This is a genomic window from Termitidicoccus mucosus, assembly GCF_038725785.1.
Classification (GTDB): Bacteria; Verrucomicrobiota; Verrucomicrobiia; order Opitutales; family Opitutaceae; genus Termitidicoccus; species Termitidicoccus mucosus.
Genome location: NZ_CP109796.1, coordinates 331,205 through 352,811, shown reverse-complemented (window position 1 = coordinate 352,811; position 21,607 = coordinate 331,205). Strand labels below are relative to the sequence as shown.

At 58.1% G+C, this 21,607-nt stretch carries 11 protein-coding genes; 6 read left to right on the top strand and 5 right to left on the bottom strand.

What is annotated here, in order from left to right:
• Positions 1–113: 113 nt before the first annotated feature.
• The 6 genes from OH491_RS01260 (at position 114) to OH491_RS01235 (ending at position 8,820) form a co-directional block, all read left to right on the top strand.
• Entirely contained in the window at positions 114–2,195 is a 2,082-nt protein-coding gene (locus OH491_RS01260) for a TonB-dependent receptor (protein ID WP_068769690.1), read from the top strand.
• 56 nt (positions 2,196–2,251) lie between these two features.
• The gene (locus OH491_RS01255) at positions 2,252–3,661 is read left to right on the top strand and encodes an ABC transporter permease (protein WP_068769691.1); all 1,410 of its coding nucleotides are present in this window, start codon (positions 2,252–2,254) and stop codon (positions 3,659–3,661) included.
• A 7-nt stretch (positions 3,662–3,668) separates the two neighbouring features.
• Complete coding sequence (locus OH491_RS01250; protein ID WP_342750831.1) at positions 3,669–5,078, top strand: DUF3526 domain-containing protein; 1,410 nt, start codon at positions 3,669–3,671, stop codon at positions 5,076–5,078.
• Between the two features lie 256 nt (positions 5,079–5,334).
• Positions 5,335–5,910 (top strand): Plug domain-containing protein, encoded by a 576-nt coding sequence (locus OH491_RS01245; protein ID WP_342750830.1) that lies wholly within the window; start codon positions 5,335–5,337, stop codon positions 5,908–5,910.
• Between the two features lie 230 nt (positions 5,911–6,140).
• A complete protein-coding gene (locus OH491_RS01240; protein WP_342750829.1) occupies positions 6,141–7,487 on the top strand; it encodes a TonB-dependent receptor plug domain-containing protein in 1,347 nt (448 codons plus the stop codon).
• A 760-nt stretch (positions 7,488–8,247) separates the two neighbouring features.
• Complete coding sequence (locus OH491_RS01235) at positions 8,248–8,820, top strand: AraC family transcriptional regulator (RefSeq protein ID WP_342750828.1); 573 nt, start codon at positions 8,248–8,250, stop codon at positions 8,818–8,820.
• Between the two features lie 8 nt (positions 8,821–8,828).
• Here OH491_RS01235 and OH491_RS01230 read toward each other — a convergent pair whose 3' ends face one another.
• The 5 genes from OH491_RS01230 to OH491_RS01210 form a co-directional block, all read right to left on the bottom strand.
• Positions 8,829–11,255 (bottom strand): hypothetical protein, encoded by a 2,427-nt coding sequence (locus OH491_RS01230; protein WP_342750827.1) that lies wholly within the window; start codon positions 11,253–11,255, stop codon positions 8,829–8,831.
• Positions 11,256–11,461: 206 nt separating this feature from the next.
• Positions 11,462–12,172: a hypothetical protein gene (locus OH491_RS01225; protein WP_342750826.1), complete on the bottom strand. Its 711-nt coding sequence runs from the start codon at positions 12,170–12,172 to the stop codon at positions 11,462–11,464.
• 794 nt (positions 12,173–12,966) lie between these two features.
• Entirely contained in the window at positions 12,967–13,584 is a 618-nt protein-coding gene (locus OH491_RS01220) for a porin family protein (RefSeq protein WP_068772868.1), read from the bottom strand.
• Positions 13,585–13,805: 221 nt separating this feature from the next.
• The gene (locus tag OH491_RS01215; protein ID WP_145929100.1) at positions 13,806–14,264 is read right to left on the bottom strand and encodes a hypothetical protein; all 459 of its coding nucleotides are present in this window, start codon (positions 14,262–14,264) and stop codon (positions 13,806–13,808) included.
• A 2-nt stretch (positions 14,265–14,266) separates the two neighbouring features.
• Positions 14,267–21,433, bottom strand: coding sequence for an RHS repeat-associated core domain-containing protein (locus OH491_RS01210; RefSeq protein WP_342750825.1), 7,167 nt, complete (start codon positions 21,431–21,433; stop codon positions 14,267–14,269).
• Positions 21,434–21,607 lie beyond the last annotated feature (174 nt).

Sequence of the window (21,607 nt, the reverse complement as noted above, 5' to 3'; positions counted from 1 at the left end):
TGTTCGTCCGCCGGTCCCTGCGCGGTCCGGTGTTTTATTCGTAACCCTGTCATTTGTCCGCGTCCGCCACTGGCGGCCGGATTGTGTTTATACGCATTTATCCAGACCAACCCATGCACTCCCCTTATCATACTCGTTTGTTATCCATCCCTCTGATTCTTTTCACATCCGCCCTGTCGGCTCAGACCATCGTTCCCGCCCCAACCGGGGAGTCCGATGGGGAAATCGTCAGGCTTGACCGCTACAAGGTCGTCGGTGACAACGCGCTCGGCATCGGCGACATCACGCTGCAAAGCACGGGCCTGCCGGCGTCCGTCAGCATCATCGACCACGACTCGCTGGAGCGCACGAATTTTACGGGCGACTTTGGCGGTCTCCTGCGCCGCGTGCCCGGCATCATGGCGCACAATCTCAACCAAGGCGACACCGGCACTTCAATCAAGATGCGCGGTTTTCTTACCCGCACCCATGGCGCCGACGTCGCGGTTTACGTGGACGGCATCGCGCAAAACCTCCCCTCCTCCGCGCTCTCCGACGGTATGAATGACCTGAGCTGGCTCACACCGGAGATGATCGAGCGCATTGAGGTCATCAAGGGACCATTCTCCGCGCTCTATGGCAATCAGAACCGCGCCGGTGCGGTCAACATTGTCACGCGTTCGGTGGCCCCGGATGCGTCGGCCCGAGTGGACGCGGGCAGCCATGGCTATCTCCACGGTGCGCTGACCGCCTCCGGCCAGACGCGTGGCGTGCAAGGACTGTTCGCCGCTGATGCCCGGCACTCGGACGGATACCGCGACCACGCGGACTCCGACCGGCTGAGTCTTTTCGGAAAGACCTCCATTCTCCATGCAGATGGTGTGTGGGCCGCCCGCGCCGCCTTTCAGCGCGCCTATTGGAACGCCTCCGGCATGCTGCGTCTGGGCGATCTGCGCTCCGGCGCGGTCAGCGCCCGCGATCGCGATCCCTATACTGCGCCCGCGTGGGGTGAGGCCACCCGGGCCAGCCTCGTCTTCACCCGCGCGCCCGCCAGAAGCGAAGAAGGCTGGAATGCCTCCCTCGGCTACGAGTATTACGAGCGCACCCGTGCGGTAGGGGCCACGGCAACCAACCTCAACGTGCTTTACGACCGACGCGATATCTTGGGCGCCCGTGCATTGCGAAACTTCCTTGTCGGCAACCGCGGTTCGCTGACTGTCGGCCTTGAAGGACGCTATGACCGCGGCGACGCCGAGTCGCGCCTTTGGTCGGACAACGTTCCGACCACCAACTATGCCTTTAACTACGATCTCGACCTGCTCGCCTACGGCGCGTTTGTCCAAGCCCAGTGGAAGCTCGCAAACGCGCTCAAGCTCGTTGGTGGCATTCGCGCCGATGGTTTCGATTACGATATCGGGAATCGTCGCCAGCCCGATGCTTCGGCCACCTACAGTCGTCCGGTTTTCACTCCACGCATCGGCCTCGTGCTCACGCCGGCCAGCCGGTTGGAAATTTTCGCCAATTACGGACAGGGATTCCGCCCGCCTGCATCGAACGAGCTCAGTCCCTATTCCGGCACCGGTCCGCTCGATGCACCTGGTGGTGCGTCCGTGTCCGGGCTGGAGTCGTCCACGGTGGGGTCCTTCGATCTTGGCCTGCGCTTCGGGTTCGCGCCCGGTTGGAGGTTCTCGGTCGAAGGCTATCATACGGAAAACGACGATGAAACGACGCAAGTCTCGCCCGGCGTCTATGAAAACGTCGGCGAGACCACCCGCGATGGCTGGGAAGTGCAGCTCGAATGGCTGCCTGCGAAAAACCTTTCCCTTTACGCTGGCTACGCCCGCATCGTGCGCGCCCGCATCGACACTGCCGCCCCGGGCACGGCCGACCGCTTGTCCGTGCCGGGCGACACGTGGAAAGCCGGCCTTGCCTATACCCTCACCTTGGCCGAAACCCGTCTCATCCTGCTCAATGCAGACGCTTATTACATTTCCGGCATCCCCTATTTCCTGAGCGGCGTGCTCCACCACGCGCGGCCCTACGCGCGCTACGACTTCCGTGCGGCTTACGAAATGAAACGCTGGCAGTTCACTCTCGGGCTGACCTGGCAGCCCATCAAAAACAGCAGCGAGGTGGCCTACGCATCCGGAGGAGATCTTGCGCTGGATCCGCGCCCGGAATGTGAAGTCATCGCCGGCGTGCGCTTCGCTTTCTGAAATCCGGTTCCGCGCGCGGCCTTCCCTCCCGAAAAGCCGCGCGCTCCCCCGCCGCCATGATCACCGTCATCGCCCGCCACGAATTCACCGCCACGCTCCGCGACGGACGCTTCCGCCTCTGCGCCGCCCTCGTGGGCCTGCTGCTCGCCGCCGCGCTCCTCGCGGGCTGGTCGTTCCAGCGCGACCTCGCCGCGCGCCGTGCCGCCGCCGTCCGCCACGAGCACGCACACTGGATCGGCCAGCCGGACAAAAACCCGCACTCCGCCGCTCATTACGGCCTCCACGTCTTCAAGCCCCGCCTCTCCCCTGCCCTGCTTGATCCCGGGATCGAACCCTATGTGGGCTCGGTCGTTTGGCTGGAGGCGCACAACCAGAACGACTTTACCGGCAAACCCGCCGAGGACGCCACCGCCGCGCAACGCTTCGGCGAGCTCACCGCCGTCCTCGTGCTGCAGCTCCTGCTCCCCCTGCTCATCATCGTGAACTGCTTCGGCACCGTGGCCGGCGAACGCGAGCGCGGAACGCTCCGGCAGGTATTCGCCCTCGGCGTTTCTCCCGCTCGCTGGCTGTTGGGCAAGATGTTCGGACAAGCCGCCGCGCTCACCCTCGCAGTGGTCCCCGCCGTTGTGGTGGGCTCGCTCGCCGTATGGCTCGCCCGCGAAGGCACGCTCACCAGCGGCACGTGGCTTCGCCTCGTGCTATTCGCCGCCGTGCATCTCGTCTATCTCGCAGTGTTCCTGGCCGGCTCATTGGCAGTCTCGGCGCTCGCTCGAACCTCGCGTGCCTCGCTTGTCATCCTGCTCGGACTATGGACGCTCAACGGCCTGCTGCTGCCGCGCGCCGCCATCGAGCTGGCCGCGCGGCTTCATCCGCTGACCTCTCCGGTCGCAGTGCGCGAGGAATTGCGCATGCGTTTCGGCGCGCCCGATTTTCACCTCGCCGAGCAGCGCAGACTGGAGGCGGAGCTGATGGGCCGCTTCGGTGTGTCTCGCCCGGAGGATTTGCCGGTCAATTCGCGCGGCCTCTTCCTTCAGGCGGGCGAGGAGGCGGGAAACCGCGTCTTCGACGACGTGTTCGGGCGGCTGTTCGACCGCATCGAAGCGCAAAACGACCTCGTCCGCTCGCTCGCGTGGATCGCGCCCTTTCAGGCCGTGCGGCAGGTCTCGCAATCCCTCGCGGGCACCGATTTCGCGCACCACCGTGACTTCATCGGCGCCGCCGAACAGCACCGCCGCCTGCTTCAACGCGAGTTGAACGGTGACCTGATTTTCAACGGCCCGCGCGACGGCTCGACCTATCTGGCCGACGCCGGCCTGTGGGCGAAAATGCCCCCTTTCGTCTACCACCCACCGTCACCCTCTGCGGCGCTGCGCGCCCAGTCCGTCTCCCTCCTTGCACTCGCCCTCTGGCTGATGCTCGCGCCCCTGCTGCTCGTGCGGGCCGCGCGCACCCTCAACCCTCTTTGACTTCCTCATGTCCAGCCGTCTTTTGAAATGGGAACTCCGTCACCTGCGGGCCGACCTCGCTCCGTGGCTGCTCGCGGCCCTGCTCGCCGCGCTCACGCTTTTTGCCGTCGCCAACGGCGCGAGCCACGCTCACGCGCGTCGCGCGCTGCAGGCCGAGGCACAGGCCAACACGGTCGCGCTCGCCCGGGAAGCCCGCGCATTCGCGGCGAGGCTCGACGCCGGCGAGGCCGAAGTCGCCGCCTTCCGCGACCCGCGCAACCCGGCCGGCTTCGGTCGCTTCTACCTCGCCGGTTACGCCGCGAAGCCTCCGCTCTCCGCCGGCATGCTCACCGTCGGTCAGGACGATCTTTATCCATCGCTTTTCAAAGTCACCTATCGGTCGCGCGAGCAATCGCTCGCCGGGGTTGGGTATGACAATCCGCAGCACCAGTTACTCGGGCGTTTCGACGCGGCCTTCGTCGTGGTCTATATCCTGCCGCTGTTGCTGCTCGCGCTCACCTACAACCTGCTGTCCGGAGAGCGGGAGCGCGGCACGCTCTCCTGCTGCTGCTCCAGCGATCCTCGATCACGGGCGTCATGGTGGCGCGTGGGGCCGTGGCGGGCGGATACGTTCTCGGCGTATTTTTGCTCTTCGCGTCCGCCGCGTTCGCGTGGGCCGGAGGATTCTCCGCAGGCGGAGGCGGACGTTTCGCCCTGTGGGCGGTCTGACGGTCGCCTACGGCGTGTTCTGGTGGCGTTGGCCCTCGCGGCGAACGCGCGCGGCTCCTCTGCGGCCAACGCGGTTGCGCTGGCGGCGCGTGGCTGCTGTTCACCTCGTCGTCCCGCGACGATCAACGTCGTGGCGAAGACACTCGGTCCGGCACCCTCGCACTTGGAGTTTGTCGGGGCGCAACGTGATGCGGAGTCCGACGCGCGCAACCGGCAAAGCGAGTTGCTCGCGGCATACTTCGAGGATCACCCCGAACTCGCGTCGCCGGACGCGCGGTCGGCGGGCGCGCCCGATCCCGCACTGGTGGCCGACGCCGGCTACCGCGAGCAGGAGCGCCTGCTCGCCCCGGTGCGCGCCCGCCACGCGGAGCGGATCGCGCGCCAGCAAAAGCTGGTTGACGCGCTGCGCTTCCTCTCGCCTGCGCTCCTCGTCCAGGCGGCCTTCAACGACCTCGGCGGCTCCGGGCCGGAACGCCACCGCCTGTTCGTTGCGCAGGCGGACGCGTATCACGACACGCTGCGCGGCTACATCCAGCCCTTGGTGCTGGCGAAAAAAACGTTCACCGATTTCGACGGCGCTCCGGCGTTTGCATTCGAGGACGAACCCGCCGGGGCGGCCGCGAGGCGGACGTTGGTCCCACTGGTTGCACTGTTTGCGGCGTCCGCGCTGATCGCCCTGGGGGCGTGTCGGGGGCTGCGGTCATCCTAGGCAGGCCATCCTGGCGCCCAACGCGAAGGTCCTGAACACGCATCTGCCGCAGCGGTGAGCCGCCGGGACAGAGATCCAATCAGAAACTATCGAAATGAAAAGGGACACGCCGGTTAAGACTATGGAGAATCGGCATAATATAATCCATTTGATAATCCTTATAATGAATAGAGCATAGGGAATATATTATATTGGTACTGAGTCCTCACCTCTACATGAAGCAATTTTTCCGAAACAGTTTCTCAATCCATATATTATGAAACGCGAAATCGCACAGTTCGTCATCGCAGCTGCAATCATAACAAATGGTTATGATGCCCACAGCGCACCTCATCCTGAGGACGAGGTCATCAACATGGAACGCATCACCGTTTCCACCGGCACGCGCACGGAGCGTTTGGCCTCTGATGCACCCATCAAAACCGAATTTTTTCTCGCTTCCGAGATTAAAGCTCACGGTGGAGTGACCCTCGCCGACAGCCTGCGGCTGGTGCCGAGCGCCCGGTTTGAGTCGAGTTGCTCCAACTGCGGTCTCAACGAAATCCAACTCCTCGGTCTCAGCACCGACTACACGGCGATCCTGTTCGACGGTGCGCCGCTCTATTCGGGACTCGCCAAGGTTTATGGCGCCGATCTTTTCCAACAATCTTTATCGACCGCATCGAAATCGTCAAGGCAGCAGCTCCGTCCTTTACGGTCCGGAGGCCATCGCCGGCGTCGTCAACCTCATCACCGCGATGCCGACGCACAACCACACCAGCGCCCTGCTGACCTATTCCAACGAAGAACGATGCGGACGAGTGGAAGTTTACCTTCAAGGCCAGCCACCTGAGTCAGTCCGGGAAATTTGCCCTCACCGCCTATGGTCTCTGGGAAGATCGGGAGGGACTTGATCTGACGACCGACGGATTCACCGAGCTGCCCGAGTTCAAAAGCAAAGTCGGCGGTCTCCAGTTCTTCTATCGTCCCGACGAGAACAAACTGCTCAAGGCCACCTACCAATACATCGACCAGTCGCACCGCGGCGGCGACCAGCTTGATCTGCCCGAGGAGCAGTCCCGTGTGGCCGAATCGCTGGCACACAAAATCCACATGCTGAACCTGCAATGGGAACAGCAGCTCACGCCCAGCCTATTCTACTCCGTGCGCGGCTCCTATCTGCACCTGCAGCGCGACGCCTTTTATGGCGCACGAGCCGACGCCGAGTTCACCGCTTTCGACGAGGCCGGCGGATTCGCCGATCCCGACAATCCCACGCCCGCCGAGGAGGCTGCGCTGGCCGATTTCGCCGCTGATCCCGCCAATCAGGCCGCGATCAACGCCGTCGCCAGCCGCATCTGGAGCGACACGCGGAATCAAGTCCTTTTTCTCGACGGACAAATCACCCAAAAACTCGGTGCGCACGAACTCGTTTACGGTGCGCAATACCGCTACGAGAAACTGGAGGAAAGCCGCCCCAACGACCCTGCCCTCGCTGACACCAGCGACGATTTCGGCACCTACGGACTCTTCGTCCAAGACATCTGGACCCTCCTGCCCGGGCTCGAACTCGTCCCAGGCGTGCGGGTGGACCGGCATGACAACGTGGACGGCACCATCTTCTCGCCGCGCATCGCGTTGCGTTACGAGCCGATTGATGCTCTTACCCTGCGCGCCTCCTATTCGGCGGGCTTCAACGCCCCCGGCGCCTATAACGAGGATCTGCATATCGGCGTGAGCTCCGGCGGCGCCATTTTTCTGCGCAACTCTCCCGACCTCGAGGAGGAACGCTCGGATTCCTTTACGCTCGGCGCCGATTGGTGGGTTCCCTCCTTCGGCAAACGTCTCGTGCTCAGTTCGACATTTCACTACACGCTCCTGCACGACACCTTCGACATCGACGACAGCGATCCCAACGACACGGGCATTTGGGAACGCGTCAACGGCCCCGATGCCAAGGTCTTTGTCTGGGAAAACGGTTTTCAATGGGTGGTGGGCCGTGGGTTGCGCCTCGAGGGCAGCATCAGCTACATCCGCGCGCGTTTCGACGATCCCATCACCCGCGTCACCGGCCTGACCACACGCGAGTTCATCGAACGGCCCGAATGGACCGGCCTGTTTTCCGTCATCTATGAACACGATTCGGGTTGGCAGATCGCGTCCCTGCTCAACTACACGGGCAGCATGCTGGCCGTCGGGGAAGCGGACATCTATCGCAAGACTCCCAAGTTCTGGGAGCTCGATTTGAATGTCTCCAAAACTTTCCACCTCTCGCCGCACCTGGAGCTGAAACTGGGCGCTGGCGTGCGCAACCTCTTCGATGACCGCCAGAAGGATCTCTTCGATAACGGTGAAGACCGTGATCCGACCTATTTATACGGCCCGGTGCGCCCGCGCACTTTCTTCGTGACTGCCGGCGTCGAGTTCTGACCTGTTCTGCCACAAGAATTCGTGGGCATGCCCGACGCAGAGACAGATTCAGTCACACGTATCGTCAAGGCAAAGCTGGCATTCTTCTCACCGATAGCGGTGCGTCTTCATCGCGGCCGCTATCGGCCGCGTGATGGTGACTAAAGCCCACGTCGCCACCCGGCGGGGCGGATCTTGATTCGCGAGAACCAAACACCATCAAATTTCCTCGGTCATCATCCGTACGCATCGTAGTGTTTTCAATTACAACACTTGGGAATGCGATTTATCCGTCAGCGACAACTGCCAACTGTAGCGACCGATTCGCCTGCGGAGAACCAATCATATTTATATAAAAGCTTTTCATGGTTATTTCCAAGCCGATATCGAATGAGCAAGCTATAATGAATCCCCCACCGCCGCATCACTGTCACCGTGGCGTGTGCTGCGGTTATGTCCGTCCATCGTGGCCAGAACGAGCCTTCATTTATAACAAGGTCGCTGATTTGTCGTCTGACGCATCAGCCATCTCCGCATTGTGTCAAAGCGCGACCGGAAGTGTGCGTCTTTTGCGGACGGGTCAAAGCTCATTGGTCCACGGACGCTTTGCCGAATGAACTCGAAATTCTGATCCCATGCGAAGCCTGCGCTTGCGAATTAGCACGCCCGGCGCGGAGACAGATTCAGCCATACACTTCGGCAAGGGGAAGTTGGCATTCTGCCCGCCGATATTCGGCATTCCAAGCGATGGCTGCACGACGCCTGCGCGATCCTGCTTAATTTGAAGCGAAGCTGGGTGGATAGCTTTGGTCCCAATCTCGTCTCCGAGGTGTTGGTGGAACCACTCGAATGTTATTCGATGCAGGATCCCTTAATTGCTGGTCTGACAAGCGAATTGAAACGTGAAAGCCACCGCGAGAGAATGGACGCTTTTGACCACGTTGCCGCCTTGGGCCATTGTCTGGCCGCTCGTGTTCTCCTTGTTTTAGCGGAAAGGCACAAACCCCGGACGGCAGCCAAACGCCAGCTTGGTGACGCAACGCTCCACAGAGTTACCGACTATATCGAAGCTCATCTCGGCGAGAAAATCACCGCCATGCTGGCGCGGGAGGCTCGGCTAAGTCCGAACCATTTCAGCGTGCTGTTCAAGGCTACGCTCGGTGTCACTCCGGAGCAATATGTGTTACGCGCCCGGCTCCTTCGCGCGAAAGCCTTGATCGAAACCGGCTCTTATACGGTCAATCAAGTCGCCTACATGACTGGATTTTCGGACCACAGCCATTTGACGGTTCAGTTCAAACGACAGTTCGGAGTGCCGCCTCGTGCCTATCTGCCACGAATTCGCACGACTTAGTCCAAAAGTCATAGATAAATAAAAGACGTATGAGGAACCCTAAAAAAACACCAGTTGCGCTGAAAAAAGGACTGTAACCAGTCCTCCGCGGAATTAGTTGCCAAACAGGTTGAGCTTTGGAATTGTGTGTGTCTGGTGAGCGCTGCCTCTTGGCTCAAAAACTTGACCATCATACCATGCCTTGTACAAGTCCGCTTTTTGGCCAGTGCCAGATATTTTAAATCGAAAGCACCAATTGTAAGAATAAAATTATTCGCATTTTTTGGATGCGTGAAAATCGAGACGAAAGCCGAATCCTTGGCGAAAATATGGGAGCCTATGCTAAGATCGAATGTAGTGGTGCTGATTGGAATATCCTTTTGAAGTTTATGCCAAATATGGTTACTTTTCGGGTTTCCAACCAAAACAAGCGAATAATTGTTCATCTCATGCTCGGTCACCTCATAATCGTTTTTCACAATCGGTTCGGCCCCATAAAATTGCTTTGCATAGGTTGTTTTGATGAACTCCACCATTGAGGTTATATTGTTTGCCGAGGCACCTGCCGTTCCCCTCACGATAATGAATGGGGTTGAGAAGATTTCAGATACGGGGCCTTCATAACCCGCGGTTTTGAGAAAGTCGGATGGTGCTTCGCTCACATTTGCGTTCCGGCATGATTCCAGCCATTTAAAGATCATGTCCCAGTCGGGCGTCGTATACAACGGCTGGTCCAAGCGCGCTTCGACAACGGCACCTTTCTGACGGGCTTTTTCCAGAAACTCCTTTGATAACTCGATCTCACCATGCCCCATTCTTCGGGAGCCGTCATGAACAAGAAGTATCCTGATGTTTTTACTGTCAATAATGTGGTTATCCGGATTTGTGGCTTCAATCCAAGGCTGTATCGGGCCCATGTTGTCTTGAGCCGAGAGTTTTCTGGAAAATATGCCCTTGTTGTACACGACTGCGGCAAAACGCCGGGGATATTTTGACACTAATCGACCCGCAAAAAAACCTGCTCCGCAGGAGCCGTATACACTGGTTCTGGTTTTATCGATGGCATAGTCTTTTTGCACCGCGCGGATTGCTTCGTCAACATGCGTCGATTCATAAGTCCACCCCATGGGGGCGCTTCTATAGCCGGGCCAGAGCACGGCAAAACCATGCTTCTCTGCGATTCTGCCTATCAAAACAGCATTTTGGTGCGCGGCCACAAATGGGCTGGCGATGAAAGGATTTTCCTTGGCTGCAAACGGGGTCGGCATTATGATCAACAATGGGATGCTCCGATCGGGATTATAATCGGAAGGAATGAACAGCCTGTAATGTTGTATTGATTTATCTATATTCGAAACAAACCCTCTAATATGCATCCCGGGAATGCCTTGTGATATGTCTTGATGATTATTTTTTAATGTGTTGGCCATGGATGCCAGGCTGGCCAGTGTATAAACAGTCTTTTCCTGCCACTCACTGCCATCCGCGTCATAATTATCTTGGGTGAACAGAATTTCACCGCGTTTGACTTGGGCATCGACGTTTAATTTTATATCGTCATTTGGGATATCTACTTCATCGATCCGTTTTTTTATACGTTCAAATAACGCTCTCGGCCGGCCAATGAGGAAGTATTCCTCGAATGACTCCTCTGCCGCCTTGTAGGTGATTCTGTAGAGGCCGTCCGCAAGGTTGCTTGTAGTGTTTCGGATGGCATACCCATTCCTCATGTTCATTTTTGTGAACACCGGCTTTTTGTCCATGGCATCGACAACGTCTATTGTAACGCAAAGCCGGCTTAATGCGGACGGCCATTTGAGTCTCGGCGGTTCGTTTTGCCGGGCTATTTTCTCTGATAACAATCCATTGTTGGCATCCAAGGCAGTTTGCAGTTCCTTGCCCAGGTCGGGCATTGCCGTAATCTGCAATGCAGACGGGGCTCCGTTCGACAGTGTTTTTATTATTATGATATTCTCACCCTTTTCGAGCGGCACAGGAATGTAGAAATCGACCGCCCGGTCGTGTGTGCCCAGGTTGTCATCCGGCAGTTCTTTCACAAGCACCCCGTTGTTGTATAATGCGATGCGGGCGTCTGTGTTTATTTCAAAGACCATCGTCTTGCGACGCTCCGAAACCCCGGCGAATGCAACCATCGAGGTTTGGAGATTTTTCCGGGGCGAGGTGGAGGCATGCATGTCCTCCTCCGATGAGATCAGTTTCTTCGCGGTGCCGTCCTCCGGCTTTTCCTTCGCCTCGACCTGAATCAGGTTATAATCGAGGGTCACACGCGCCGCATCTTTCCAGCCTGCGCCTCCTGCTGCACTCCATGTGCCCAGGCTCATGTATTTTTTTACATCCCTGCTCTCATCCTTGAGTGCAAACGTTGGTATTTCGTCTTTCGAGAATGCATAATCGAAACCAGCGGTTGCATTAGCACAACATACGGCGCTAATCATGAGAATGCTTGTGCAGAATTTGAGGAGAAATATGTTTCGCATGATCATTTCATTATGCCGGCTCTGTTTAAAATATCGTCACGACCAATTATATTATTGCAACTCTCGCTGGTTGATGAGGAAGAAAACAGCCAAGTGAATGGCCAGGCTGGTTTTGCTGACGCCTGTCTGGCGCGTTTCGCCTGGCCTTTTTGCACGCCTCGCTATTATTCGGAAAACTCCGCCTTCAAGGGGCCTTGAGCGATGATTCTTCCATTGGTAAGCGTGACCTCGACCCAATACCAATAATCAGCCTCCGAATCAGGCAAAGGATCGCTCATGCTGCCTTCTCTCTCCAGCGTTTTAAGCACTGACTTGCGCTTGGCGTAATCAGTTATGCTGGTTTTCCGAAGAATTTCTATCACTTCTATATTCTCCTGGGGAAAGCTCCAGGCAATGGTTGCCTTGGAATAAGTTCGCGTGGCCTTCCATTTATACACAGTCGCCACGTCAACGTAGGTTCCCTTGTTATTAGTATCAGGGTCCACCCTTATTGGACCAAAGTTTTGACGCGGTCCTTTGAGCGGAATAACAGCCATCCAGTAATAGTAAGCCTTGGCATCGGGAAGAACATCCTCAAAGGCCAGCACCCCGGGTTTGAGCCTGCTCACGAATATACGTTTTTTGGCAATTCCCGTTTGGTTTCGGGTAAAAAAGATATCCTTATACGGAGCAAAATCTATCTTTACATTGCACTTCACCACCTCGCCGTTTCTTTCCAGTGAAAATACATCCGCAACCGGCAACGCAAGCGCCTCCTTGAGTTTTGCATCATCGCTGGGTGGCGCAACGGCGCTTGTGTCTTTTGAACATGAGGCAGTAAGCAAAATCAGGAACAAACCTATGAGGATTGAGGCATTAGCATTTGGGTTTTTCATGGGTATCGATTATATGGGTAGTTGCCGGCACAGAATGCTGACGAGCGTTATGCTTGAGAAATTTCCTGCGAGACTCAAATAAAAATAACGACAGAATCAAAGTCCGGGATGACTTAACAAGCAATAGTTTTCGAAATGGAAATCGAAAAAATGCAATTGGCAATAATCCGGATGCTTAGGATTATTGTTTTTTACATAGCATGGGCAATTGCAGCCTTACCGCAAATTTCAACGAGTTCACCACGGATGAAAGAGGCCGTGGGAACAGTAATCGGGTTGCCCCGGGACGGAGCGCGGCAGCGCGGAGGTGGACGGCACCGTAAGGTGCGGTCCCGAAGCGAAGCACAGGGATGCTCTGCTGCGGGTGCCCGCATAGCGGGCGCGAGGAGCGAGCATAAAAGTGGCACGTGGCGGGCAAGTCATTGAGGTGTTCAGTTTGATAGAAGCTGTTTATTGCGTTTTAGCCCTGATTGGCACGTCTGTTGCTATGGTTGGCTTGGGTGGTTCACCATTCCTTCTGCTTTGGCCCCTTCACCCGTGTCCGTCAATTCGGGGCAGCCCCAGGTCAATGTTTGTTGATTTTTGCATTGGTTGTGACACGGAATAAAAGAGCAGTTGGTGATTGGATTATTCACAAGGATTTTGGTATGGGAGAAATCAACAAACATAGACCTGACTCCTTCAGCTTGGTCCAAAAACTTGCGGCTCGGTGAGGGTGGATTTTTTGCCGTTGGAGACCTCGGCGCGCCATCGGGTCACTCTTGAAATAAATGGCTGAACCCGCCCACTCGCGCTCAAAACGAGCAGCCGACTGACAAGGAGACACATTCCTTGTTTTTGACCGTGATGCCGGAAGTGTCGCTGATGTTCGCCAGCCCCTTGCTGTATTGGAGTTTCAAGGAAAACCTGCCGTATTGGTAGCCCGCGCCAAGATTCAGGCCGTAGTCGAGGGTTTTGACGTCATCTATGCCCTCGCGTTGTCCCCCGATCTCGGCCTTGTCAGCCACTTTGCCGGCCAGATACACGCCGCCGAAAAGCAGCGCCCTGCCGCCGTCGCCCATGTCGATTTTGAAAGCCACGTTCACGGGAGCCTCCACATAGTCCAGCTCGAATTCGGCGATTAGTCCGCCGGATTCATATTTCCCGCCCTTCTGGATGTAACGCAACTCGGGAATCAGCGACCAGTTTTGATGGAAGGCGCAGTCGGCGAAGGCTCCAAACTGGAAACCGCTCTTGGATTTGGCCAAGGTGCCGGAGGGCATCCCTTCGATGTTCAGCCGCGCGACGTTCGCGCCGACGGTCATGCCGTAGCTGGTTTTTTTGACGAAGCCGGGGGTTTGCGCGGACAGCATCACGCCGGCGGAGAGCAGGCCGATGGACAACAGGGCCAGTTTGGACAGGTGTGTTTTCATGACAGGACGGGTTTGCAGTTGCGGAGAAAACCGTAAGGGGAGGGAGAACAACCCAAGGGGCTAGGGAGATTATTGTTGATTTTCGTTTCTTTCATAGGCCTGAAATCGCGGATAGATGGCGGAAAATTGAAAGGATGCTGGATTGGGCTGATTGGCATAGGGCTTTTCTGGTCGAGATAGAAAAAATCAACAATAATCCCTCTAGCCCCTTGGGTTTGCCCTTATAAATAGCCCTTCGTGAATGCGCAGTATACAAATTCACCTTCATGATTCTTTTCTAAATAAAGGGAGAGAATCGTGACAGAGTTATCTAATACGTATCTTTTTTCTATCCTAATGCGCTGCTTGTCTTCTATAATTGAGAAATAATTTCCCCCGGTGAACTCATCTTTGGCAACCCTCGCCTGGAGTACCACATTTTTAATTCCTTTCCACGTTATTGCTGATTCTATGTCAATATGGAAATTCCGCCAATTGCTGTTTTTCGGCATATCCACATTAAGTTTACCGATAAACTCCTTTGCATACAAGGGAATAGCATGGGGATTAATGCCGTTTTCCGACATAATAGACAATGGTTCTGGCATATGGTTTTCCGATGAATTCGTATCGCGGCAACCAATACAATATAATGAGATGAAAGAAATAAGAATAAGAATAAGAATGCGATTTTTATTCATAATCATTTCCCTTGGTTTTTATTATTAGCATATGCCTTAAGCGCACTGACATAAGCATAACCATCCGGTCCCATAAATGCATTATACCATTTTGTATTATAATCGTATTTCAGAATATTGCAGTGAACATACATAACTTCCGCTTTTGAAAATGCTGCCGCCATGGCCTGATCGATCGTATCTTTCCATGCAATATCGCTAACAGCCGTCCCGTTGACGCTCACTTTTCTCATATAAGTTGTTAGATCATTGGGATCTCGAAATATACCATGTGCAATGGTCGCTACTAACTTCGTATGCTGATCTATGTTGGATATAATAGTCTCTTCCAAATCGCTTAAACTATTGTAACCCTGCAATATTACTCGATCCGGTGCGCCGTATCTTTCTAAGTACATATTTATACGATCAATTCTCTTTTTGGCTTCAATGGCGACTGGATCATGGGTGTCTATCATTTTCTGATCAATCAAAATAACTCCCATCGGATGCTTGCGTTTCTCGGCCTTACTCGCCTCCGCATTAAACAGATGCTGCATGGCGCTGGTGGCCGCGCCATTGACGAATTTTCCGCCGGCCAGTTCGGCGGCGGTACCACCGATAAGGGCGGCGACCGCCGTCCTTGCGGCGACATACCAGCCGCCCGCGTCGCCGCCCATGAATTCCCGCAGCCCGCCGTGCATGATGCCGTTGGAGAAGGCCGACGAGTAGAACCCGTGCCGGAACTCCCCGCCCTGTGCTTCCGACACCAAGCCGCCTACGGTCGCATGGGCCAGTGTGCATCCGGTCCAGTTCACGTAATCATTTGCCCATATCCCCTTGGCATTGCCAAACAGTGTTCCAATGCCGGAAGATGCCGCCGCAGTCGCCGCGCCTATGGCTCCGCCAATGAGTCCCGCCTTTAATGCGTCGTTGAGACTGCCGTCATAGGCCAGCGTGCCCACAAAGCCTCCTGTGAACCCCCCGGCGGCGCCCGCGGCCACGGCACTCCAAAACTTTCCTAGACCGGCCGCCGCCGTCCCGGCCGAGTAAGCCACGGCGATCACAATCGCCGCCACCACAATCACCCGGAAGACGTCGTCAAAACTCAAATACCCGCTCGGGTCGGTCGCGTTGAGCGGATTGTTGTCCACATAACTATACCGGTTATACGCCTGCGACGCGCCCTCGTCGCCCACGAAGGGGTCCGCCGACAGAAAGCGGCCCAGCGCGGGGTCGAAGACGCGCCCGTTCATGTGGATGAGGCCGAAGTCGTCCAAATGCTCGTGGCCGGTGAAGCCGCGCGTGACCTTGCCGCCCTGCCCGGTGTGGGTGTCAACCAGCGCCTCGCGTTTGCCCCACGGGTCGAAGGCGAAGCGTTTTTCGACGCGGCCCCATTCGTCGGTGACGGCCACGATGGAGCCGAGGGCGTCGAGATGGTGGTAGCGGGTTTCGATGAGGGAATCGCTGCGCACGGTGCGGGTGGCGACCTTGCCCAGCGGCGACCAGACATGATATTTTTCCTCGGTGAAGCTGGCGGCGGCGTTGATCACCAGCTCGTAGAGGTCGCCTATGTAGATGGTCTTGGTGCCGTCGCTGTGCTCCTGCACGATGCGCTCGCGGCCCGCGCCGAAGCGGAAGTTGGTGCTCGTCGCGCCTTGCGTGATGGTTTCGACTTGGTTGAACACCGTCCATGCCAATTCGCGGCCCGCGCCGGTGGTCATGTTGCCGTTGCCATCGTAGGCGTAGTTGCGCGTGAGGTTTTCGGCGGCGTCATAGACCGAGGTGACGGCGTGGGGGCCGGCGTTGACGCCGGTATAGGAATACACGCCGTAGTCGGATTTTTGGGTGATGTTGCCGATGGCGTTGTAGGAAATGGCGACGGCTTTCGGAACCACGGGCGGGACGCCCGTGCCACCCGCTCCCTGCAACTGCCATTGCGTCAGCCGGTTCAGGCCGTCGTAGGCGAAGGTTTCCTCGCGGCCCAGGGCGTAGTCGGTGCGGTTCACGACTTGGCCGAGGGCGTCGTAATTATAGGTGTGATATTGCGCGTGACAGCCTGTCCCGGCACCGGAGAAAACTTCGCGGACGCGTCCGGTCACGGAGCTGATCACGCGGTGGCTGGCCAGACCGTTGCCCAGCGAAGCACTTTTCAGCGCCCCGGTGACGGTATAGGCGTCGGCCTGCCAGAAACGATGATTGGGGCGCACGTCGTTAAGCCAGCCCGACGGCATGACGCCGCCGTCGGCCCGCACTTCCTTGAGGAAGCCGAGGTCATTATATACATTCCTCACGCGGAAACCGCCGGGATAGACGGTCACGGAAGGACGTCCGCAGGAATCGTATTCCTGATTGACGGCGTAATCTATATCATCAATACGGCGCGTGAGGCGCGACTGCCGTCCGAGATGGTCGTAAAGGAAGGTTTCCTGATAATCCGGCTGGCCGGGCGTCTGCACGAGGACAGACAGGAGCCGGCCCCGGCTTTTGGCGTCGCCGGTGCCGGGCTCGGTGGTGGCGTTGTCATACGTCCACGTGGTGGTGCATTTGACCACACCGGAGGAGTTTTTGTCGGTGCGTGTGGCGAGCCGCCCGAGAGGGTCGTAGGTCATGGTCGTGGTCTGGCCCTTGGCGTCGGTCTGCGAGACGAGCTCTCCGAGGGCGTTGTAGGCGTAAGTCCATGTGCCCATGTCGGGCGAGGTCATGCCGGTTTTGCGCCCGCGATTGTCATACGCGAAGGTGGTGTCCACGGTGGAGCCGTCCTCGCGATAAACGGAGGTTTTGAGGAGACTGCCGTAGGCGTCGTAATAGTAGTGGATTTCGCCTTTGTTGACGCCGGTGCCGGCGGCGTTGTTTACGCGACGGATGACCTGCCCTTGGGTGTTTTTGGCGACCTCCTCGACCTGGCCGAGCGGATTGATAGTGCGGGTGACAAGACCGTCGTATTCGATGGAGCTGAGCACCGTGCCTCCCAGGGCCTCGTCGTCGGGCGTGGAAATTTCCAGCGGGCGATTCAGATCGTCGTAGAGGAGCGTTTCCGCCCAGCCGGGGGCGGGGGTGTTGAGGTAATGCGGAAGCGAGGTTTTGAAGGCGCGGCCCATTTCATCATACTGCGTCTCGGCGGTGACGATGCGGGCGAGGCCGTCGGTGCCGCCGGGGTTGATGCCCCACGTGGCGATGGCGCGGCCCATCTTGTCATAAAAGGTGACGGCGGGGGCGGAGCCGGTGGACTCGGTTTCCATATAATACAAGGCCCCCGTCGGCGCACCGGAGCCGGCCCAGCGGTGGCGGGTGATGCTCTCGGTGCCGTCGGCGCGGAGCTCGCGCACGGGCCGGGCAAAGCCGTCGTATTCCCACGAGGTGGTCAGGCCGTTGGGGCCGGTGGTGGAAAGGCGGACGCCGAGGGCGGAGTCATATTCGTAGGTTTCCGTTTGCCCGAGGGCGTTGCTGGTTCCCTGCGGGAAGCGCCCGATGTCATCGTAAGTCGTGGCGGCGGTGCGCCCGGAGCCGAGGCCCGCGCCGGTGGTGGTCGCCAAAACCGTGTTGCCAAAGGCGTCGTGGGTGTAGGTGGTCGTGAGTTTGAGCGGGGAGGCGTCCGCCTCGCCCGGCTCGATGATTTCCAAGTTGAGGAGACCGGTGGTGGAGTCGTAACCAAAATCGGAGGTGCGGGTCTGGACAAGCGGAGCGCCGCCGCCGGTGGCCGGGGTGGTGGTGGTCACGGTGCTGCTGAGCAGCCGCCCGAGCATCCAGCAGTTGAGCGATGTTTGCGAGGGAGCGGGTGGTATCCAGTCATCATCGTCAGCATATGTGCTGGTGGTGGTTTTCGTAAACACAGCCCCGCCGCCGGAAGTGTCGATTTCGACTACGGTGGCGTTGCCATAGATATTATAGGTGTAGGTGGTGACGGTTTCGGACGTGAGTGCACCGTTTAATTCGCGGGTATTCTGGATGGTTTGGGAAATGTGGGGGAAAACGGTTTTGCCTCCGTTTAATGAAAGATAAGCGTAATCGGTGGCGGTTTGCGACAGAACGACATCATCCTCCGTTTGCGTGATGATGTCGGTCGACAGTCCAATGCAGGGCCACTCCTGATTAAAGTGAGTCTTGGTGCGAATTTGGGTGCGGGTGTCGGTGGCCTGCATCCAGGCAAAGCCAAGGCTGCCCCGGTCGAGGTGGGAACGCAGCCCGCCGTAACGGTAATCGATGTCATAGGTGCCGTCCGCGCCGTCGTCATGCGAGACGGTTTTCACGACATGCAGGGGGCCGATGGCGTCCGCCACGGGGGTGGTCGCGCCGGCGCCCTTTTCATAGACGGGCTCGCCGCCCTCCGGTGCGGGCGCGGTGAGCGGCGCGTAGGAGACGGAAACCTTGACGCCGAGGCCGTTGGTGACGACGGTGAGGCGGTCGGGGTTCACGCGGCGGTTTATATAAGCGCCCTTGGAGATGATGCCGCCGTTATTCCACGCCCAGACGAGATCGGCGGCACCGTCGGCGTTGAGGTCGATAAACTCGTTGCCGGGATTGCCGATGGTGCCGGTGGCCAGCATGCGCGGGATTTGATAGCCGGACGCGTTTGATGACCAGCTGGTGCCGGTGCCAAGGCGCGTGGTAAAATTAGTGCCATCCCCGTAGCGATGCACAAAATCCGGGATGCCGTCGTTATTGATGTCCAGGATGGCGGAGCCGCGTGACTCGTTGTCATGATAAATCGCAATCCCGTCCGGGGAAAGCAGGCTGGCCGGACCCGGCGTCCAGCCGGTGCCGGTGTTGATATAAACAGCATTTTGGTTGTTTGCGCCGCCGCCGCTGTTGCGCGTGATGACATCGGGCAGCCCGTCGCCGTTAAGATCGCCCACCTCGCCGCCAATCCCCGGGGGGGCCGGGCGGGTGCCATAGTTGTAAAGCAGCACCGGCAGATGGTAGGATGGATCGTCCTGCCAGCCCGTTGGTGTTTTTATATAGGCGTGAACTGCCGAGCCGGCGGCCTGGAGAATGTCCGTCATGCCATCGCCGTTCAGGTCCAGGAAGCGTGTGCCGGGATGAGACCTGTCAGTCCAGATGGTGTGCTCCGGTGCTGCCTGTGTCCAGGCCGAACCGCGATCCGCCTCGCTGCCGCCGCCGGTGTTGAACCAGGTGTAAGAAGCATCTATGGAAATCAGTGAGCCGGTGCCGGGGTATGTTTCGTATATGAAGTAGGAACCCACTGATGAAACATCCACCCGTCCGTCGCCATCAAGGTCGAGTAATTCCGGTGGATCAATATGGAAGCGCACGATTTGTTCGTCATTATATCCGTTTGGGAGAGAAGGCCTGCGCACCGAGTAACGCTCACTGAGGACAAATCCAGTCCCGGTACTCAAATAGGTATTGCCCGTGCTACCATCAAAGACGTCAATCAGGCCATCGTTGTTAAAATCCGCGAGCCGGACATAGGTTTCGGCATGGGTTTTCATATTGGTTGAAAGCGGCGCCGAGCCGGGCAGCCGGTGGTCGTGCTGACCGTTTGCACCGATGGCCTCCACCCAGCCCGAAGGCGTGTTCAGCCAGGCCTTGCTTACGACGGTGCCGCTGTATCCATACATGGCGGCGACGTCGCCGCTGAGGCCGAGTTTTTGCAGGCAATCAGCGCGTCCGTCGCCGTTCAAATCAATAAAAACCACGCCTTGGTCGGCCAGGCGGCCCTGGCCGTCAATCCCGGCGATGACCGGGGGCGGATGGAAGGCGGAGCCCGGCACATCAAAGCCGCCCGGTGGATCGGAATAAGCGAAGGTGAGCGGAAGGTAGGCTGCGCCGCCGGCCCCGGACTCGGTGATGCTCGCGAGCAAGGAACGGTTGCTGTAAGGGCGCTGGGTGTAGCTGAGCGTGTAGGCGCGCACCTCGGTCTCGCCGTAAAGCGACCTGATTTTTTTGAGCCGTTTGAGCGAGGAGATTTTCGCGCCGTGGATGTAGCCAAAAGAAGTGTCGGGCCGGTTCTCATAGACAAATTCCAGCGAGGCGTAAGGCTGCAATAACGGTGACGATGGCGTGCCGTCGCCGTCGTGCCCGGTGTAGCGGATTTCGTCCAGCACCTGCTGGCCGCTGACGGCATCCACCGAGTAGTGGAATGTCATGTAGTTGCCGGCGGTGTCGGAAATTTTGTTCACGGCCCACGAGAGCGGAGCCATCTGGTTTTGCGGGCGGAAGCGCGACTCGTCGGTGTGGCCGAACTCGATGATGAGGCCGCCCTTGGTCCACGCCCTGAACCAACCGGGGCTGTTGCCGCTGGCACCGTAGGAAACGACGCGGGTGAAGGATTCAATCTCGGTGCGGTATTCGGCACCCTCCGCGCCATAGGCATTGTCGCCGATGACAACCAGCCGCTGCCCGTCGAGATAGAAACGGTCGGCGCCGGTGAAGTCCATCGCGCGGTTCTGGCCGTCCACCATCTTGGTTTGCGGCCCACGGGAGATGGCGGAAAGGCCGCCGATGGACCAGCCGAAGCCCGCGATGCCAGCGCCAGCCTGACTGCTGTAATTGAGCGTGACCTTCGGTTCGACGCCCGCCGTGCCGGGCGTGACGGCAATGGGAATCGTATAAGTGGCCGCGCCATTTTTATCGACGGAAAATTCACCGGCGGTGGTTCCCACGGCATGGGTGCCGCCAGTGGCGGGGGATGGCCAGCCCGCCGGCACGGTGTTGCCCAAGGTGCTCGTGCCCGCGTCATAGCTGGTCGGATTGGTGCTGAGATTGTATTCGGCGATGTTGGTCAGGCCATCATTGTCGGGGTCGCCGAACACGTCGGAGGGAGAAAGCCCGTATTGGGCGGCCCATGCGCCGGGAAGCGTAGTGCCGCTGCCAACAAGCGTTTGCCCGGTGGTAAATGAAAACGGCGTGCTCCAATCGGAGGAATTGCCCGCCGAGTCGCTGGCGCGCACCTCGAACAAATAGGCGATGCCAGGGGCCAAGCCGGTCACGCGCAATTGCGTGTCGCTCGTTGTGCCAATGCTCACGCCGTCCCGGCATACTTCGTAGCCGGTTATGGTTCCGTGTTTGCTCATGGCCGGAGTCCATGAAAGCGTGAACGAGTCGACCGCCTCCCCGCCTGCTATCAATCCAGTCGGACGCGTGATGGCTACGAACAAGTGCGTCCACTCGGTAGTAGTGCCGGAAGGAAATAACACCCCAGGCGGGCTCGGCGGTGACGATGACATAGTCGGCGTCTGAAACATGATTCTCACCCTCCGATGCCTCGTTGCCGTTTATGCGATAGATGACGCCTTCGGTCCCGGGAATATCGACGATGGGGTCGTCGTCGTTGCTTTCGGGATGAATGAACATAGGCGCAGCAGGAACGACACGGTGGCCAAAGGAGTGGGTCCATTCAG

Bases quoted from the DNA above. Each gene is read 5' to 3' on its own strand.
- OH491_RS01260 (WP_068769690.1), top strand. From the start codon at position 114: ATGCACTCCCCTTATCATACTCGTTTGTTATCCATCCCTCTGATTCTT.
- OH491_RS01250 (WP_342750831.1), top strand. From the start codon at position 3,669: ATGTCCAGCCGTCTTTTGAAATGGGAACTCCGTCACCTGCGGGCCGAC.
- OH491_RS01225 (WP_342750826.1), bottom strand. From the start codon at position 12,172: ATGAAAAACCCAAATGCTAATGCCTCAATCCTCATAGGTTTGTTCCTG.
- OH491_RS01210 (WP_342750825.1), bottom strand. From the start codon at position 21,433: ATGTCATCGTCACCGCCGAGCCCGCCTGGGGTGTTATTTCCTTCCGGC.
- OH491_RS01220 (WP_068772868.1), bottom strand. From the start codon at position 13,584: ATGAAAACACACCTGTCCAAACTGGCCCTGTTGTCCATCGGCCTGCTC.
- OH491_RS01245 (WP_342750830.1), top strand. From the start codon at position 5,335: ATGAAACGCGAAATCGCACAGTTCGTCATCGCAGCTGCAATCATAACA.
- OH491_RS01255 (WP_068769691.1), top strand. From the start codon at position 2,252: ATGATCACCGTCATCGCCCGCCACGAATTCACCGCCACGCTCCGCGAC.
- OH491_RS01215 (WP_145929100.1), bottom strand. From the start codon at position 14,264: ATGAATAAAAATCGCATTCTTATTCTTATTCTTATTTCTTTCATCTCA.
- OH491_RS01230 (WP_342750827.1), bottom strand. From the start codon at position 11,255: ATGATTAGCGCCGTATGTTGTGCTAATGCAACCGCTGGTTTCGATTAT.